This window comes from Nitrobacter sp. CN101, assembly GCF_055390255.1.
The window spans coordinates 2,498,579-2,513,983 of the sequence record NZ_AP038833.1 but is presented as its reverse complement, the minus strand read 5'-3'; the positions used below and the strand labels follow the sequence as shown (position 1 = coordinate 2,513,983).

At 60.3% G+C, this 15,405-nt stretch carries 19 protein-coding genes and 2 tRNA genes; 6 read left to right on the top strand and 15 right to left on the bottom strand.

Going from position 1 to position 15,405, the window contains the following annotated elements; translation table 11 throughout:
* The first annotated feature begins 7 nt into the window (after nt 1-7).
* Nucleotides 8-979, top strand: coding sequence for an ATP-binding protein (locus ACZ5IL_RS12685; RefSeq protein WP_464591920.1), 972 nt, complete (start codon nt 8-10; stop codon nt 977-979).
* Between the two features lie 16 nt (nt 980-995).
* Here the strand turns inward: ACZ5IL_RS12685 and chrA are convergent, their stop codons facing one another.
* From chrA to ACZ5IL_RS12670, 3 genes are all read right to left on the bottom strand, one after another.
* Nucleotides 996-2,189 carry a chromate efflux transporter gene (chrA, locus tag ACZ5IL_RS12680; protein ID WP_464591918.1) on the bottom strand — a complete coding sequence of 398 codons (1,194 nt, stop codon included), beginning with the start codon at nt 2,187-2,189 and terminating at the stop codon, nt 996-998.
* A gap of 156 nt (nt 2,190-2,345) precedes the next feature.
* Nucleotides 2,346-3,665, bottom strand: a complete 1,320-nt coding sequence (locus tag ACZ5IL_RS12675; RefSeq protein WP_464591916.1) for a peptidoglycan DD-metalloendopeptidase family protein — start codon at nt 3,663-3,665, stop codon at nt 2,346-2,348.
* A gap of 142 nt (nt 3,666-3,807) precedes the next feature.
* Entirely contained in the window at nt 3,808-4,461 is a 654-nt protein-coding gene (locus ACZ5IL_RS12670) for a protein-L-isoaspartate(D-aspartate) O-methyltransferase (RefSeq protein ID WP_464591914.1), read from the bottom strand.
* A 226-nt stretch (nt 4,462-4,687) separates the two neighbouring features.
* Here ACZ5IL_RS12670 and ACZ5IL_RS12665 point away from each other — a divergent pair, with 226 nt between their 5' ends.
* Nucleotides 4,688-5,068 (top strand): response regulator, encoded by a 381-nt coding sequence (locus tag ACZ5IL_RS12665; protein WP_464596902.1) that lies wholly within the window; start codon nt 4,688-4,690, stop codon nt 5,066-5,068.
* Between the two features lie 78 nt (nt 5,069-5,146).
* Here ACZ5IL_RS12665 and surE read toward each other — a convergent pair whose 3' ends face one another.
* The 6 genes from surE to ACZ5IL_RS12635 form a co-directional block, all read right to left on the bottom strand.
* Nucleotides 5,147-5,914, bottom strand: a complete 768-nt coding sequence (gene surE / locus ACZ5IL_RS12660; RefSeq protein ID WP_464591912.1) for a 5'/3'-nucleotidase SurE — start codon at nt 5,912-5,914, stop codon at nt 5,147-5,149.
* A 221-nt stretch (nt 5,915-6,135) separates the two neighbouring features.
* Complete coding sequence (gene serS, locus ACZ5IL_RS12655; RefSeq protein ID WP_464591910.1) at nt 6,136-7,572, bottom strand: serine--tRNA ligase; 1,437 nt, start codon at nt 7,570-7,572, stop codon at nt 6,136-6,138.
* 105 nt (nt 7,573-7,677) lie between these two features.
* On the bottom strand, nt 7,678-8,487 hold the full coding sequence (tatC, locus tag ACZ5IL_RS12650) for a twin-arginine translocase subunit TatC (protein WP_464591908.1): 810 nt from the start codon (nt 8,485-8,487) through the stop codon (nt 7,678-7,680).
* Nucleotides 8,484-9,008 (bottom strand): Sec-independent protein translocase protein TatB, encoded by a 525-nt coding sequence (gene tatB / locus ACZ5IL_RS12645; RefSeq protein ID WP_464591906.1) that lies wholly within the window; start codon nt 9,006-9,008, stop codon nt 8,484-8,486. Before tatB ends, tatC begins: the two co-directional genes overlap by 4 nt.
* 178 nt (nt 9,009-9,186) lie before the next feature.
* Nucleotides 9,187-9,423: a twin-arginine translocase TatA/TatE family subunit gene (locus tag ACZ5IL_RS12640; RefSeq protein WP_309774558.1), complete on the bottom strand. Its 237-nt coding sequence runs from the start codon at nt 9,421-9,423 to the stop codon at nt 9,187-9,189.
* Nucleotides 9,424-9,584: 161 nt separating this feature from the next.
* Nucleotides 9,585-10,250, bottom strand: a complete 666-nt coding sequence (locus ACZ5IL_RS12635; RefSeq protein ID WP_464591904.1) for a protein-L-isoaspartate O-methyltransferase family protein — start codon at nt 10,248-10,250, stop codon at nt 9,585-9,587.
* Nucleotides 10,251-10,500: 250 nt separating this feature from the next.
* On the opposite strand from ACZ5IL_RS12635, the gene ACZ5IL_RS12630 reads away from it, so the two are divergent.
* Nucleotides 10,501-10,575: transfer RNA gene (locus ACZ5IL_RS12630), tRNA-Asn, on the top strand.
* A gap of 204 nt (nt 10,576-10,779) precedes the next feature.
* On the opposite strand, the gene ACZ5IL_RS12625 is transcribed toward ACZ5IL_RS12630, so the two are convergent.
* The 3 genes from ACZ5IL_RS12625 to ACZ5IL_RS12615 all read right to left on the bottom strand — a co-directional run bounded on the left by ACZ5IL_RS12625 (nt 10,780) and on the right by ACZ5IL_RS12615 (nt 12,117).
* Complete coding sequence (locus ACZ5IL_RS12625) at nt 10,780-10,935, bottom strand: hypothetical protein (protein WP_464591902.1); 156 nt, start codon at nt 10,933-10,935, stop codon at nt 10,780-10,782.
* 64 nt (nt 10,936-10,999) lie between these two features.
* Nucleotides 11,000-11,200 carry a cold-shock protein gene (locus ACZ5IL_RS12620; RefSeq protein WP_464591900.1) on the bottom strand — a complete coding sequence of 67 codons (201 nt, stop codon included), beginning with the start codon at nt 11,198-11,200 and terminating at the stop codon, nt 11,000-11,002.
* A gap of 197 nt (nt 11,201-11,397) precedes the next feature.
* The gene (locus ACZ5IL_RS12615; protein ID WP_464591898.1) at nt 11,398-12,117 is read right to left on the bottom strand and encodes a hypothetical protein; all 720 of its coding nucleotides are present in this window, start codon (nt 12,115-12,117) and stop codon (nt 11,398-11,400) included.
* A 288-nt stretch (nt 12,118-12,405) separates the two neighbouring features.
* Between ACZ5IL_RS12615 and ACZ5IL_RS12610 the strand changes: the two genes are divergently transcribed.
* A complete protein-coding gene (locus ACZ5IL_RS12610; protein ID WP_464591896.1) occupies nt 12,406-12,717 on the top strand; it encodes a hypothetical protein in 312 nt (103 codons plus the stop codon).
* Nucleotides 12,718-13,084: 367 nt separating this feature from the next.
* Here ACZ5IL_RS12610 and ACZ5IL_RS12605 read toward each other — a convergent pair whose 3' ends face one another.
* The gene (locus tag ACZ5IL_RS12605; protein ID WP_464591894.1) at nt 13,085-13,288 is read right to left on the bottom strand and encodes a cold-shock protein; all 204 of its coding nucleotides are present in this window, start codon (nt 13,286-13,288) and stop codon (nt 13,085-13,087) included.
* 266 nt (nt 13,289-13,554) lie between these two features.
* Between ACZ5IL_RS12605 and ACZ5IL_RS12600 the strand changes: the two genes are divergently transcribed.
* Nucleotides 13,555-14,031 (top strand): hypothetical protein, encoded by a 477-nt coding sequence (locus tag ACZ5IL_RS12600; RefSeq protein WP_464591892.1) that lies wholly within the window; start codon nt 13,555-13,557, stop codon nt 14,029-14,031.
* Complete coding sequence (locus ACZ5IL_RS12595; protein WP_464591890.1) at nt 14,028-14,267, top strand: hypothetical protein; 240 nt, start codon at nt 14,028-14,030, stop codon at nt 14,265-14,267. The genes ACZ5IL_RS12600 and ACZ5IL_RS12595 overlap by 4 nt, the downstream gene beginning before the upstream one ends.
* On the opposite strand, the gene ACZ5IL_RS12590 is transcribed toward ACZ5IL_RS12595, so the two are convergent.
* Nucleotides 14,268-14,340: transfer RNA gene (locus tag ACZ5IL_RS12590), tRNA-Ala, on the bottom strand. It lies immediately after the preceding gene.
* Nucleotides 14,341-14,801: 461 nt separating this feature from the next.
* The gene (locus ACZ5IL_RS12585; protein WP_464591888.1) at nt 14,802-14,978 is read right to left on the bottom strand and encodes a hypothetical protein; all 177 of its coding nucleotides are present in this window, start codon (nt 14,976-14,978) and stop codon (nt 14,802-14,804) included.
* Nucleotides 14,979-15,405 lie beyond the last annotated feature (427 nt).

Genomic DNA, 15,405 nt, shown 5'->3' with positions numbered 1-15,405 from the left:
GGCAAAGATGGCAAAAAAGTCTCGGAAAACAAGCCTTCGAAAGACCCCTCTTAAGGCACCAGGAGATCACTCCGGTCGTCGGGGGGGCGCGACAAAAGGTCGGAAAGCGGCCGTTGCGTCCGATGCCGCGGACCGGATCGCCTGTGCTCTCGAAGTAATCGCCGCCGCCACGACTGCCGCCGCTGAACGGATCGACAATCGTGCTGCAATGACGCGCGCCGACGCATTCGTCTGGCATCCTGACGGACGATTGATGCCGGTTTCGCGAGTCAGCCGCGTCGATCTTGGCCTGCTCAAGAGCATCGACCGAGTGCGCGATATTCTGATGGAGAACACTGTTCGCTTTGCCAAGGGCCTGCCAGCGAACAACGCCCTGCTCTGGGGAGCGCGCGGCATGGGCAAGTCGTCGCTGGTGAAGGCGGCACATGCCAGTGTCAATGCCGAAGTCGGCGGCCTGCTCAAGCTGATCGAAATTCACCGTGAGGACATCGAAAGCCTGCCCGGCCTGATGGAACTACTTCGCTCATCTGAGTTTCGTTTCATCGTATTTTGCGACGACCTGTCGTTCGACGGCAATGACGCTTCGTACAAGTCGCTGAAGGCCGCGCTCGAGGGCGGCATCGAAGGACGCCCCGGCAACGTCATCCTGTACGCGACATCAAACCGTCGTCACCTGCTGTCGCGCGACATGATCGAGAACGAGCGATCGACCGCGATCAATCCCGGCGAGGCCGTCGAGGAAAAGGTCTCACTATCTGACCGCTTCGGCCTTTGGCTCGGCTTTCATCAATGCAGCCAGGATGACTATCTTGCGATGGTGCGCGGGTATTGCTCTCACTTCGGCATCAGGCTCGACGATGCTGAACTGAAACAGGAGGCGCTGGACTGGTCGGCCACGCGCGGCTCGCGCTCCGGCCGCGTTGCCTGGCAATTTACGCAGGAGCTCGCAGGCCGGCTTGGCGTGCGGATCGCGACATAATCGACCTGCCGCAAATTCACAGCGCCGCCAGCAGCTCCGCGCAGACGGCGCAACCGACAACGACCAGCCAGGGCGGTGTTCGCCACACGAGCAACAACACAAAGGCAACGACAGCCAGCCCGAAGTCTCCCTTGGACAGGATGCCCGAGGTCCAGACTGGATTGTAAAAGGCGGCCAGCAAAAGGCCGACGACCGCGGCGTTGATGCCGCGCAGCATCGCTCTCGTCGCGGCCCGCCGCCGCAATCCGTCCCAGAACGGCATCACGCCGATGACGAGCAGGAAGGACGGCAGGAAGATCGCAACAAGACACAGCGCAGCCGTTTTCCAGCCGCCGATCGCCGCGCCGAGATAGGCGGAAAACGTGAAAAGCGGCCCCGGCACAGCTTGCGCAGCGCCATAGCCTGCCAGGAACGCATCGTTACTCACCCATCCCGGCGGCACCACCTGCGCCTGGAGCAGTGGCAGCACCACATGTCCGCCACCGAACACAAGCGAACCGGTGCGGAAGAAGGTATCGAAGAGCCGCAAATCCGCATTGCCTGAGACGGCCGACACGACAGGCAATCCCACGAGCAAAATGGCGAATACCGCCAGCGCGAAAATCGCAATCGCCCTGTTCGTCCGCGGTGTTGCACCGAAGTGATCCGCCGGTACGGCCTCGCGCTTCAACACGGTCATGCCGGCGATCGCACCGACAACGATCGCGCCGATCTGTCCCCAGACTGAATCGATCACCAGCGCCGTGACGGCTGCCAACGCCGCGACGCTGGCGCGCTCGCGATCGGGCGTCAGCGTTCGCGCCATGCCGAGAATCGCGAGCGCCACCACTGCGACGGCGGCCACCTTCAGGCCGTGCAGCCACCCGCTGCCCAACGCGCTCCCGAACAAGGATATGCCGTAGGCGAATGCAACCAGCGCCAGCGCCGACGGCAGCGTGAACGCCATCCACGCCGCGACCGCTCCGGCATAACCGGCGCGCGCCAGACCGATGGCTATGCCGACCTGGCTGGATGCAGGGCCCGGCAGGAACTGGCACAGCGCGACAAGGTCGGCGAAGTCCTTTCCTTCAAGCCATTTCCGCTTGATCACGAATTCGTCGCGGAAGTAGCCGAGATGAGCAACGGGACCGCCGAATGCTGTCAGGCCGAGCTTCAAAAATGCCGCAAATACCTCGACCGCGCGCCCCTTCTCACGCACATGGGACGTCATGCGATAGCATCTGCCATGAGCATTGATTCCCACAAGTTCAATGGTCCCCGGCCCGACACCCTTCGTGCGCCAAATCAAAACGGAGTTGGCCGCGAAGCGGACTTCGCGGCCAACTCAGGTGTATACTACTCTAGACTAACGGAACCGCTGAAAATCTCATGCCCCATTAAGGAAGTTCAGTGGGTCAACCGGTGTCGATCCCTTTCGGATCTCAAAGTGAAGCTGCGGCGACCCCGCTTCGCCCGACTGACCCGATTTGGCAATGACCTGTCCGCGCTTGATGGAATCGCCGCGCTTCACCAGCACATCACTCGCATGGGCATATGCGGTCACGTATCCGTTGGAGTGCCGAACCAGGACCAGGTTGCCATAGCCCTTAAGTTCGTTGCCGGCATAAGCAACGACGCCATCCTCGGCAGCCTTTACCGGTGTGCCCTCGGGCACGGCGACGTTAATGCCGTCATTGGATTTGCCGTTGGTCCGGGCGCCATAGGCCGTGATCACTCGGCCACGCACCGGCCAGCGGAATGTCGGCAAGGCGCCGGTTGCTTCTGCGTCTTTCACCGCATGTTTGACCACGGCTGCCTCGGGTGTCGCCGTCGCAACCGCGAGGTTGACCTTCTGCACCGGACCTGCGGGCGCAGCAGCCGCGTGAACCGCCGGCATAGGCGCAGGTGTAGCAAGGGGCGCGGTCGGAACGGCAACAGGCTGCGTGGACGCCACAGCGACCTTCGTCGGCACCGTGATCTTCATGCCGGTCGTCAGTTTCGCGCCCGATTGTAATCCGTTCGCGCGGGCAAGCTCTCCGACGGAAACGTGATTGCGGCGCGCGATGCTCATCAGCGTGTCGCCGTGATTGACGTAGTGGGTACCGGACGCAGCCATAGCGCCCGCAGGCTTCGCGGCCGGAGCGATTTGGGTATCCGCCACCGACGCGCGCTTCGGAATGATCAACCGCTGGCCAGGTTGCAACCGGCGAGGACCGTGGTAGCCGTTAGCCTTCAGGATTTCAGCAGTGGATACGCCATATCGGTGCGACAATCCTTCCAGCGTATCGCTGGTGCCGACAATGATCGGGGTGCCGCCGCTATGATTCCAGCCATCCCGCGCTGTGACAGCACTGGCGGGCTCGATCGGATGCACGGGAGCCGCATGCGAAAAGACGCTACGTTCATTGCCCGATGCAACCGGATAGGATTTTGGCGTCGATATCGGAGGCAGCGGTTGGGATTGATATTGCGGGCGCGCATACTGCGGCAACTCGCTGCGTTGAATTGGAGCCACGGGAGCGGCGGGCGCCGCAGGCACCGCGCCGGTCGTGTCGCGCTGCCATCCGAAATTTGATTGCTGAGGATCGATTTGAGCGAGGCGCGAGGACATGTCCGCGCTGCATCCGGCAAAACCGATAGACACCAGCGCCAGCACCGCTACTTGCGGTACGCGACGCGAGTAAAGCAACTCGACGACACGGGACATGTTACTCACTCATACGCAACTTGATACAAATTGAGTAAACACCCCCGGCAGTAAACAAGCCTTTAACCCTGACACGCCGCCGCCTTCAAAATTAACATCGCTGGAACAATGTGTTGCGGCAGCCGCCGGGCGGAGGACCGGGTTAGAGTTCGCGGGCGATGCCTGGCAGCGCCGGCACGAAGCGGACGTCGATCAGCTCCTTGCGGATAATCCCGGCGGCGGCACGTCGCAGGAGGATCAGTGTCTGCCGTCCATTCTGCGGACCGACAGGCGCGATCAAAAGCCCGTCCGGCTCAAGCCGGGTCGTCAAGGCCTCTGGGATTTGCTCCATTGCCGCAGTGACCATGATGCGATCGAATTGCCCTGCTCCGGCAGGAATGTCGAAGCCATCCCCCAGCAGAACTTCTATATTATCGTAACCGAGCTGCTCCAGCCGGGCACGGGCGCGATCCGCGAGCACCCGATATCGTTCGATAGTCACGACCTCGCGACAGAGGCGCGACAGAATAGCGGTCTGATAGCCTGAGCCGGTGCCGATCTCGAGCACCCGGTTATCGTCACGTAATTCCAGCCGCTCGGTCATGTAGGCCACGACGAAAGGCTGGCTGATGGTTTGCCCGCAGGCGATGCCGAGCGCGGTATCGCACCAGGCATCCTCGCGATCATCCCGTTCGACGAAAACATCGCGCGGGACGTTATCCATCGCGCGAAGCACGCGCTGATCGCTAATACCGCGTCGCCGCAGGTTTAGCTGAAACATCATCTTTTCGGGCGGCAAACGATCCGCGGGGGGCATGGGCGAACTCTCAAGCGCTGGCGCTTCGCCGAACGATTACCACGATAAGTTGACGCAATCTGCGCAGATCACCCGCTGGGTCAATCCGGCGGGACAAGTATTTGTTCCGGCGGAAACAGCCGGCGCGACGGCTCAGGCCGTCCTGCCCGGGCGCGACAACGGCACGGATTGCGTTCGTCCGCATAATTTGCGACCCTGCGTTGGCCGAAAGATCGAGATTTCTACCATGGTACCAACAAGGCCGCCCGGCGGCTCGGTATTCCTCGTCGAAGACGAGGTGATGATCCGCATGATGGTTGCGGATATGCTGGAGGAGCTCGGCTATAGCATCGCCGCCGAAGCGGGCGACATCGAGCAAGCTCTGGAGCTCGCGCATACCACTGACTTTGACGTCGCGATTCTCGACGTCAACGTTAACGGAAAGCTGATTTCTCCTGTGGCAGAGGTTATCGCGGGCCGCAACCGGCCCTTCATCTTCGTAACGGGCTATGGCACGCAAGGGCTTCCGCCCGAATATCGCAACCGTCCGTCAGTGCAGAAACCCTTCCAGATGGATGGTCTTGCCGCCGTGATCCAGCGCACGCTCAAGGGCAGCGCCGCGGCCTGAGTCAGCCGAACAAGACAGCGAACGGCTGCTTTAAAGTCGGCCGTTATTTTCTGCAAGCGACAAGACACCAAGCAAAATCTACTTGAAGCGCGCCTTCAAGATCTCGCCGAATGCATCGTCGGTGCGGTCCAGCCGCAGCGGCGTCACCGAAACGCATTGCGCCGCGATCGCCGCGAGATCGGTGCCCGACGCGGGCGTATCCACGGCGTCGGCCTTCTCGAATCCGATCCAGAAGTACGGATTGCCGCGGCCGTCGCGCCGTTCATGGATCTTGAGAAAACCGAGATTGCGCTTCCCCATCCGCGTCACCAACACCCCGGCCACCTCCTCCGGCGCGCAGGCCGGAAAATTGACGTTGACCACCGTGTTCTTCGGGATGCCGATATCGATCACCTTGCGGAGGATCTGCGGCGCGAACGTAAGCGCGGTTTCCCACACCGGCCTGTCGCCGGTCTCCAGGCTGAACTCCTGCGACAGCGCGAAAGACGGCAGCCCGAGCATCGTGCCCTCGAGCGCTCCCGCGATGGTGCCGGAATACACCACGTCCTCGGCGAGGTTACGGCCGCGATTGACGCCGGAAAGCACGAGATCCGGTCCTTTGTCGCCGAGAATGTGCCGCGATCCCATGATCACGCAATCGGTCGGCGTGCCCTTCACCGCGAAATGGCGAGGTCCGAGTTCGCGCAGCCGCAGCGGATCGTTGAGCGTCAGCGAGTGCGAGACGCCGGACTGATCGTGCTCGGGTGCGACCACCCAGACATCGTCGGACAGCTCCTTTGCGATTTGCTCGACGATCTCGAGGCCCGGTGCGTGGATGCCGTCATCGTTGGTACAGAGAATCCGCATTCCTGAGAGTGCCTCTTTCGGCCGCTGCGAGAGCGTTTTCGAGCGAAGTGGATAGCGATTTGCGTGAAGAAAACGCGTCAAATCAAAACCATAGAGCCCCGCTTCTGTTCTATCAGAAGCGGAAAGGCTCTAGCCCGTTCGGGGACATTTCATATCCGGCCCGGCCGAGGCTGGCAAACTCGCTGTCCCGGCAAATTCCGAAGGCCAAAGTCCTCGCGCAACTACATGCCTTTCGCGATCACCTTCAGGCCGCCCATATAGGGCTGCAAGACATCGGGCACGGCGATGGAGCCATCGGCCTGCTGGTAGGTCTCCATCACCGCGATCAGCGCGCGGCCGACGGCGGTGCCGGAGCCGTTGAGTGTATGCACGAAGCGCGGCTTCCCGTCGCTTGCGCGATAGCGCGCGTCCATGCGCCGAGCCTGAAAATCGCCGCACACCGAACAGGACGAAATCTCGCGGTAAGCGCCGCCCTCGCCTTGCCCCGGCATCCAGACCTCGATGTCGTAAGTCTTTTGCGAGGCGAAGCCCATGTCGCCGGTGCACAGCGTCATCACGCGGTAATGCAGGTCGAGCCGGCGCAGAACTTCTTCCGCGCATGACAACATCCGTTCGTGCTCGTCTTTCGATGTCTCCGGCGTGGTGATCGACACCAGTTCGACCTTGGTGAACTGGTGCTGTCGGATCATGCCGCGTGTGTCGCGCCCCGCCGCGCCCGCTTCGGCGCGGAAACACGGCGTCAGCGCGGTGAAGCGCAGCGGCAGTTCTTTTTCATCGAGAATGGATTCGCGAACGAGGTTGGTCAGCGAGACTTCGGCGGTGGGAATGAGCCAAAGCTTCTCCGCAAAGTCGTGTTGCTCTATCGCCTTCGTTGCCTCTTCTAATCTTTCTTGCGTAACATGGATTGCCCCATCGACGACCCATTGGGGAAATGCCGTTCTAAGAAATCCAATTTGAGCAGCGAGCGCTTCATATTGGTCGGGAGATCTCGATGCCGCGAACTGATCATCCCGAAACTTCGGCAATTGCGCCGTACCGAACATCGCGTCGTCGCGCACCAGAAGCGGCGGATTGACCTCGGTGTAGCCGTGCTCACCGGTGTGGACATCGAGAAAGAATTGCCCGATAGCGCGTTCAAGCCGCGCCAGTCCGCGTTTCAGTACCACGAAGCGCGCGCCCGACAGTTTCGCCGCTGCCTCGAAATCCATGTCGCCGAGCGCGCCGCCGAGGTCGTCGTGCGGCTTCGGCGTAAACGCATAGTCGCGCTTTTGTCCGAACACATGACGCCGCACATTGCCGTGCTCGTCCGCGCCGGACGGCACCTCCTCGAGCGGAAGATTCGGAATTTGCGCAAGCTCCTTGCGGAGCTCCTCATCCGCTGCCTTCGCCGCCGCTTCCATTTGCGGCATGGTGGTCTTGAGTTCGGCGACCTCAGCCATCAACACGTTCGCGCGCGCATCGTCCTTGGCCTTCTTGGCCTCGCCGATTTCCTTCGAGGCCGCGTTACGGCGCGCCTGCGCCTGCTCCGACTCCAGAATAGCCGCGCGGCGTTTCTCATCGATCGCGAGCAGCGACGACGACAGCGATTCAACTCCCCGCCGCTTCAGTGCGGCGTCGAACGCTTGCGGGTTGTCGCGGATCGCTTTGATGTCGTGCATGGAAGATCGGCCCCGGAAAGAAAGCGGTTGAAGTCCACGAAGGTCTTTGCCCGCGAAAACGGGCATTCAGTAGCCTGAACGGCTGCGATTGGAAACAGTGGCGCTCTACTCCGCCGGGTTTTCCGCTGGCGGCGAGGTGGCGGCGGAGGCAGACGGCTTGGCCGCTTTCTTCTCCACGACAGCCACGGCGAGAATCGAGCCTTCGTAAAGCAGGAGCAGCGGCAGCGCCAAGGACATCTGGCTCAGCACGTCCGGCGGTGTCAGCACCGCCGCGATGACAAACGCGCCGACCACGAAATAGCGACGCTTGGCGCGCAGCATTTTCGCTGTGACGACGCCGATCCGCCCCAGGAGCGTCAGGATCACCGGCAACTGGAAGGCGATGCCGAAGGCGAAGATCAACGACATCGTCAGCGACAGGAACTCGCCGACCTTGGGTAGCAACTGGATTTCCGCGGTTTCGGGACCAGCCATCTGCTGCATCCCTAGCGAGAACCGCACCAGCATCGGCAGCACCGCGAAATACACCACCGTCGCGCCCAACACGAAGAAGGCCGGGGTCGCAATCAGGTAAGGCAGGAAAGCGTTGCGCTCATGTTTGTAGAGGCCGGGCGCCACGAACTTGTAGATCTGTGTCGCCACGACCGGAAACGAGATGAAGGCGGCGCCGAACAGCGCGAGCTTGAGCTGGGTGATGAAGTATTCGAGCAGCGCGGTGTAGATGAATTTCGAATTCTCCGGCCCCGCGACCCAGACGAACGGCCATATCAGGATGTTGTAAATCTGCCTGGCGAAGAAGAAGCAGACGATAAATGCCACGCCGAAGCCGACCAGCGCCTTGATCAACCGCGAGCGCAGTTCGATCAGGTGATCCATCAGGGGGGCCTTGCTGGCCTCGATGTCTTCGTCGCTCATGACGCTTTGGCGTCCCTGATCGTCTCGTCCCTGCTCGCCTCATGCGGCGTTTCTGGCGCAGCCGCAGGCGGTTCAACAGGAGCCGCGTCCTGAACCTCCGGCGTGATCACCAGCGGCCCGGATGCGCTCGCCTCGACGTCGGCTTGCGTCAAAGTCTCAGGGACCCCGGCTTCCGGCGACGCCGACCCGCTCACGGAAGCGGAGTTGGCGGTTGTGGATGGCTTGTCGAGGTCCTCGAGTCTGGGCGGCTCGCCGAGCGAGTCGGTCAGCCGGGTCATCAGGTTGCCACGGGTCAGACCGCTGGTCGCGTCGCGCACCTCGTCGAAGGATTTTTTCAGGTCGGCCATTTCGGCCTCACGCATGGCCTCGTTGAATTGACCCTGAAATTCAGCCGCCATCCTGCGTGCCTTGCCCATCCACTGGCCGATCGTGCGCAGCACGCCAGGCAGCTCCTTGGGGCCGATGGCAATCAGCGCGACGACCGCAATGACGAGCAGTTCACTCCACCCGATGTCGAACATGAAACTTTCCGCTCACGCGAGGCTTGCGTCGGTTTCCGCACCGCAGCCGACGTCCCGTCTTGTCAGATCTTGCTTTAAGCCGGCACAGGGATCGACGTGTTTCGATAGTACCGCATCCCTGGTTGTCGCGCCTCGACTATGTATCACTGCGGATAAACGGCCTCGCGCGGAGCCTGCGTTAGATGACCTTGCTGCCGGTGTTAGACCGCGCCGCACCGGACCCATCCGCATTATGATCGATCGTCTTCACGGGTTCGGGCTTTTCCGCAGTATTCTCATCATCCTTCATGCCCTTTTTGAAGGCCTTGATGCCCTGCGCAACGTCACCCATCAGGTCGGAAATCTTGCCGCGGCCGAACAGCAGCAGGATCACCGCGACCACCACGATCCAGTGCCAGATGCTCAGTGAACCCATCTGCAACCCTCCAAGTCGGCGGCCGGCGTTTGGCCGAAGCTATGCGGAACGTATGCCCGAGGGTTGGCAAAAACAAGGATTCCAGGTCCGGCGGGCATCAATAAGAACCCGGTAACCCTATGGCTTTTGACCGGACCGCGCGCGACGTCGGAACTGCTTCGTTAAAATACGAAGGCTGGTGGTTGTTCGAGGCCCGGCAGGACCGGAACCGACGCATCGAAGAGAGCCCTGTGTCCGAAATCGGAATGCGAGTGGGTAACGATGACCGCCCGAGGCGCGCCACTCATGGCAAACACGCCGACCAGGCGACCCTCGGCAGCGAGCTGCCCGTAAAGCGTATCTGGAGCAATCTCGGTCGCACCCTCCAAGATGATGACGTCGTAAGGTGCGTGGGCGGGCGCTCCTTTGCACGCCGCCGCCGTAACGACGGTCACGTGACCGAGTCCGAGGCTTGCGAGAATGTCCGAGGCCTTCGCCGCCAGCGCCGAATCGCTCTCGGTCGCCGTCACTCGATCCGCGAGCTTCGCCGCCAACGCGGCGGTATAGCCGGTAGCACAGCCCACCACGAGGACGTTGTCGGTGCTTTTGATCTCAGCTGCCTGGATCGTTTTGGCGACGACCATGGGCTTGATCAGATACCGCTTCGGCGCCCCCCTTTCGCTGACGTCCAGATCGAGATCCAGGTAAGCCAGCGCGCGGCGATCCTCGGGAACGAAAATCTCCCGCGGAAGCGCCATCATCGCGTCGATAATCCGCGGATCGGTGACGTCGCTGGTCCGCACCTGACCGTCAACCATTTTCCCGCGAGCGGTCGAGAAATCAGACATCAGCGATCCTTAACCCGTGCCAAAGTTCTCGGAGGACTAAGGCACCCCCATGGTCGATGCAAGCCCTTGCTAAGCATGCCTGATTTGCCGTCGCATTTTGTCGCAGCGTTTTCCATCGGTCGCAGGAAATGCACGATCCTCGGCGGATTCACCTTACCTTTGTCCAGAGGCGCCGCGGTGCCCTTTTCTGCTTTGCAAGCGTTGGGGGCTTTGTTATAGGCTGCCGTCTTGCGAAGGATGCTTCGCGTGTTCCCTGGTAGCTCAGTGGTAGAGCATTCGACTGTTAATCGAATGGTCGCAGGTTCGAATCCTGCCCGGGGAGCCATTGAAAATCAAACACTTAACTGAAGTTTCCAGAAACCAATAAGGGTGCCTATTAGTATTGGGGCCCCTCCTCGGGCCCCTTGAGAAAAAATCAGGTGTGACCTGCGGCAGCAGCCGTGCACACCCGCAGATTCCTTGCCGGGGTTTGCGAGCGCATCCGCTGAGTAAAACCCGCCGGCGGACCTGACGACGTAGGCAAACGACATCAACCTGATTTGTTCAGCTTCTTGATCTTCGCGTCGGTGGCTTCGATCGACGCGGCGAGTTCCAAGATTGCCTTCGACAAAAGCTCTGCCGCCTCTTTTTGATCCTGCGATCGCGCCGCACGAAGCGCGTAGTTTTTGGCTGAAGACAGCGACATCGATCTTTCCTTACCGGCAAGCCTGAGGGCAACAAGGGCCGCCGGCATGACCGGCGGCCTTTCATCAAACGCGCAGGTTTTCTGCAGATTCCTTGCCGCGGTTCGCGACGACTTCATAGCTGACCTTCTGCCCCTCGTTCAGGCTCGAAAGTCCAGCCTTCTCCACGGCCGAGATGTGCACGAAGACATCCTTGCCGCCGCTGTCGGGCTGAATGAAACCAAACCCCTTCTGCCCGTTGAACCATTTCACAGTGCCTGTAGCCACGTAAGTATCTCCACAACGATTTAGAAACCCAGATCACAGCTAGCTTGCGTTGGACGGCGCTGGGAGACGGACCCGTCCGGCAACCATAACCCCAATTGCTCGATCTGGTTCCCGGTTCCCCGCCCAGGCGATGAATGCAAGAAAAACCCGCCGGCGAACCGGCGGGGTTATTTTTAGAGCTCACGCGCCGGAACGATTCACTCTACCAGCCCTCGCCGCTCGCATTCAGCCTTGACGCGAGCGCGCGCCTGGGAGGCGCGGACGAATTTCCAGCGGACCGCCAAAACTTCCTCGTGTTCTTTGTCGGTCAACTGCCGCTCGGGCATGAACTCCGAATATTTACCGCGGGAAATAACCAGCCGGTGACCACACCGCGTCATGGTGTCTATGTATTCGGCGGCATCGAACTCGGCGTTTCGGATGTCCTCATTTTCATAACCCGCCGCTTGCGATAGCGCCTTGCCCAGCGACCTCACGGAATATCCGACGACACGGCCCAGCAACCGTTTCTCCAAACCTTCGGCCGCATATGGACCGTCAGACAGGCCCGTGAATGTAGCGATGCCATCAGCTCCCGGAGGTGAGGCTATGGGTCGGAAGCCTCGCAGCCTACAACACCACCAAACCTGCTGCTTCGGCGAAGGTGGCGGAGTAATCTGCGACAGGGTCGATTTCAGCTGAACGACACGCCGCGCCCGGTTGCCGCTCTGGTACTGGATCAGGAAAAGTTCGCCGTTCTGAACGCTGTGATCCGTCATGTCGATGACCGCATATTCGCCCTCTTTCAGGTGCGGCTCGGCACCGTCCTCCTCAATCCGAAACGTCATGTGGCCCGGCGGCAGCGTCGTGAACTCGGTCAGGGCGCGCACCGGTTGCGGTGCGGGAATGTGTTTTGTGGTATGTGCTTGAGTAGCCATGGCGAAGAAGTCCTTTTCTCGCTGAGGTCAGAGCCGGGAGCGAGGTGTCCGCCTTGCCCCGGCTTGCATTTAGGATTATCCTATTTCTATGGCGAAGTCAATTAAGGATAATCCCAAAAAGGCGCGCGGTCGCCCCGCCACGGGGAAAGACCCTCTCGTCGGGGTTCGCATGTCCCTGGAGCTACAGGATTCAGTTCGTGCGTGGGGCACCCGCCAGGATGACAAACCCGCGCTAGCGACGGCAATCCGTCGCCTTGTGGAGATCGGGCTGAAGGGGAAGAGGGATAGATGAGCGAACCTACGGATTCTGAGCTAACCACGATCTTCCTCGTTCTGAACGAGGGCAGCCCGGATGAGCATGGTGTGCGCGTAGGCACCGTAAACTTGTCGTCGGAAGACGAGCGTATGCAGGAATTGATCGGGACCCCAAAAGTGTATGGCCTGGTCCAAGAGGCGCTAACGGCAGCGGGCGAAACAGTTGGCGCTGAGAGTTGCTTTGCATTCATCCCGGCTACCGACGAGGAGCGTAAGGCTTGGGAACAGGAGCGCCTGGGCACTCGCGAGGGTGTGTACTTTCTGCCCTATGAAGCGAGTAAATAGCCGCCGCGTAGCGGGTAACGTTAAGGACGGACGCGAGTTGGACGTTACCTCTCCCGCCCATATTTTTGGTGGATGGATCCGACGCCTAAAAAGTCTTTTGACGTTTACCGCAAGAAGAGCCGCCCCTCGGTACGCTTGGCAATCAGACCTGGCGCTAAGCTGCCTCCCCAGTTTCCGGCAAAAGATTGGGTCTTGATCAGCGAGCGCGAGAGCTCCACGGTGCATTCCGACGCAAGGTTAGACATAGCCGTTAAAGGCTATTGCTATTTCGAAGTCATCAAAGAGTAGGCAACGCGGAAAAGCAAATGGCCCGAAGCATTGCCCGGGCCATCCACATCACGAGCGAGCGTACATCCGGCTCAGCTCACTAACCTATCCGCAGGTTCTCCGCGCTCTCTTTGCCGCGGTTCGCCACGACCTCGTAGGACACCTTAGCGCCCTCTGCCCGGCCGGTGAATCCTGCCTTCTCCACTGTCGAGATATGGACGAATACGTCCTTGCCGCCGCCGTCGGGCTGAATGAAGCCATAGCCCTTTTGTTCGTTGAACCACTTCACAGTACCAATTGCCACGTTAGTCTTCCCCAAATACATTGAGACGCGATTACAGCCCCAAGCCGTGACGAATACAAGAGAGGTCAGCCGGTAGGGCCATCAGCCGCCTCGTCGAGCTCGGGCTGAAGGTGAATGGTTAATTTCAATCCCGCTTCGCGGCGGGTTTTGATACCTTGGCGCCTAAATAGCCCGGGCGTTGGTTCTGCTCTGAGCAAGAAGCTGAAGCCGCCGGATGCAGGGCGCTGAAGCGTTGATAGGGAGGAAGCCCAGCGATGAAATGGGCATTGGTCATGATGGCGATGGGGACGACGCCAATTCAAACAAATCTGGTCTATGATGACTTACAGGCCTGCTATGCCGCTGAAGAAAAGATCGCTGCTGAGTATGCCGATGTTTTCAATCAGTGGCTCAAGACGAACGGCGACACCAGCCTCGTTCCTCCATACGTAAAACAGCGTGTTATGCGCGGAATATGCGCTCCTCATCAAAGCAGCGTTTCCGCACAGAACATGGAAACCCCGCCAGCGCTGCGTTTGGAACCGAGGCAGCCGGACGCAATGGGCCAAAGCGATGGAGGCGACGTCGGCGACCCCGCCATGCAGAAGCAGGTGATCAATCTGGTCGCAGCTATGAAGAACATCAAGACGCTGGCGCAGGCCGCAAGGGACAGCGAAGATGTAGAAGCGCTGCGGAAGAACTTCGAGATGATCTCAACGCTCGTAGACAAGGCGCTGCCGGGGAGGCGCAAGAGGAAGCGATGAGTGATGATGAAGGCAAAGGCCAACCAGCGGAGCCGAAATCTCTTCACGATCTCCCCATAGATATCGCGATTAGGCTTCGCTGGGTGTTGCGAGACATTCGAGCGGGTCGCTTAAAGCTGCTCGCGTCTTCGAGCGATGATTTGAGGTCGCTTGCAGAGCTCGGTTTGGTCACTGTGGATGACGATAAGCTTATCCTGACGGAATCAGGATATTCGGCGATTGGCCGCCCGGAATAGAGGCCCAGCCTGGACTCGAACCAGGATGTGAAGCGCTTGCGACGCCCCCGCGTAGCCATTCCGCCACCGGGCCGCACACATATTCCGAGGTATTCCCGGTGGGTCCAGCGGCCGTTCAATGTAACCTTAATTCTGCATCCGGCCCGGGCCAGGACGCTCATGTACAGGTCAGATACGCGAATCTAGCTCAGTGGTAGAGCGGCGGCTTCCAAGCCGTAGACCGATGTTCGAGCCATGGAATCCGCTCTCCATGCCCATAATAGAAAATCCCGCCGGAGCGGTTAGGAACGCTCTCCCGCGCTCCGCATTGGATGGCCGGGACGGGATTATTACCGCACCTGGCTCCCGAACCCGATCAGGCCCGCCAGGCTCGATTGGCGGGCCTTTTTGCTAGCCGAAGATTCAAACTGCGGGATGCCCGTTCCTAGTTTGATTTTATTCCGTTCTCAAAGAACGAATCCGGTCTTGCAAATAGACCCGGCGCAACCATTAAAAAATGGTTCTGGACCGATATCGCCGCGTAAGCCGGAGCGATCAACCCCAACGCACCTGCTTGCGCCTCGTGTACTCCTCGAACGCCTTCTCATGTTCAGGTTCGCACCGGTAGCGCGTCCAACCGTCCTCGGCCTCGCCGTCATATTCCGCGAACAGAACCAGATAGAGACGAAGCCGCTGATTGTCGTCGGAATTCCGCACGTAAAAGATGCTCATGGCCCGCAAAACCTAGTTCGCCTATGGCAGCCCACAAGGGCTCTCCAGCCCTAGGTGTGGCGGCAGTCCGCAAACGCAAATGGCCCGGAGCATTGCTGCGGGCCATCCACATCGAGAGCAAGCGTACATCCGGCTCGGCTCACTGGGTCAACGATCAGCCGACCCGAAGGTTCCCAGCGCTTTCCTTGCCGCGGTACGCCACCACTTCGTAAGACGCTTTGGCGCCTTCATCGAGCGAGCCAAGCCCGCTTTCTATCCTTCAGCCCGACAGCGGCGGTTAGGACGTGTTCCACATCTCGGCGTTGTGCGAAGGCTCGCAATTGCGGTGAACTCGCCGATGAGGCGAAGGATTTGCCGTCGAAGAACCGCTACAGACGCATGCAGGATGCCTGGCTCGCACTTGCCGAGGAGCAAGATTGGCTAGATG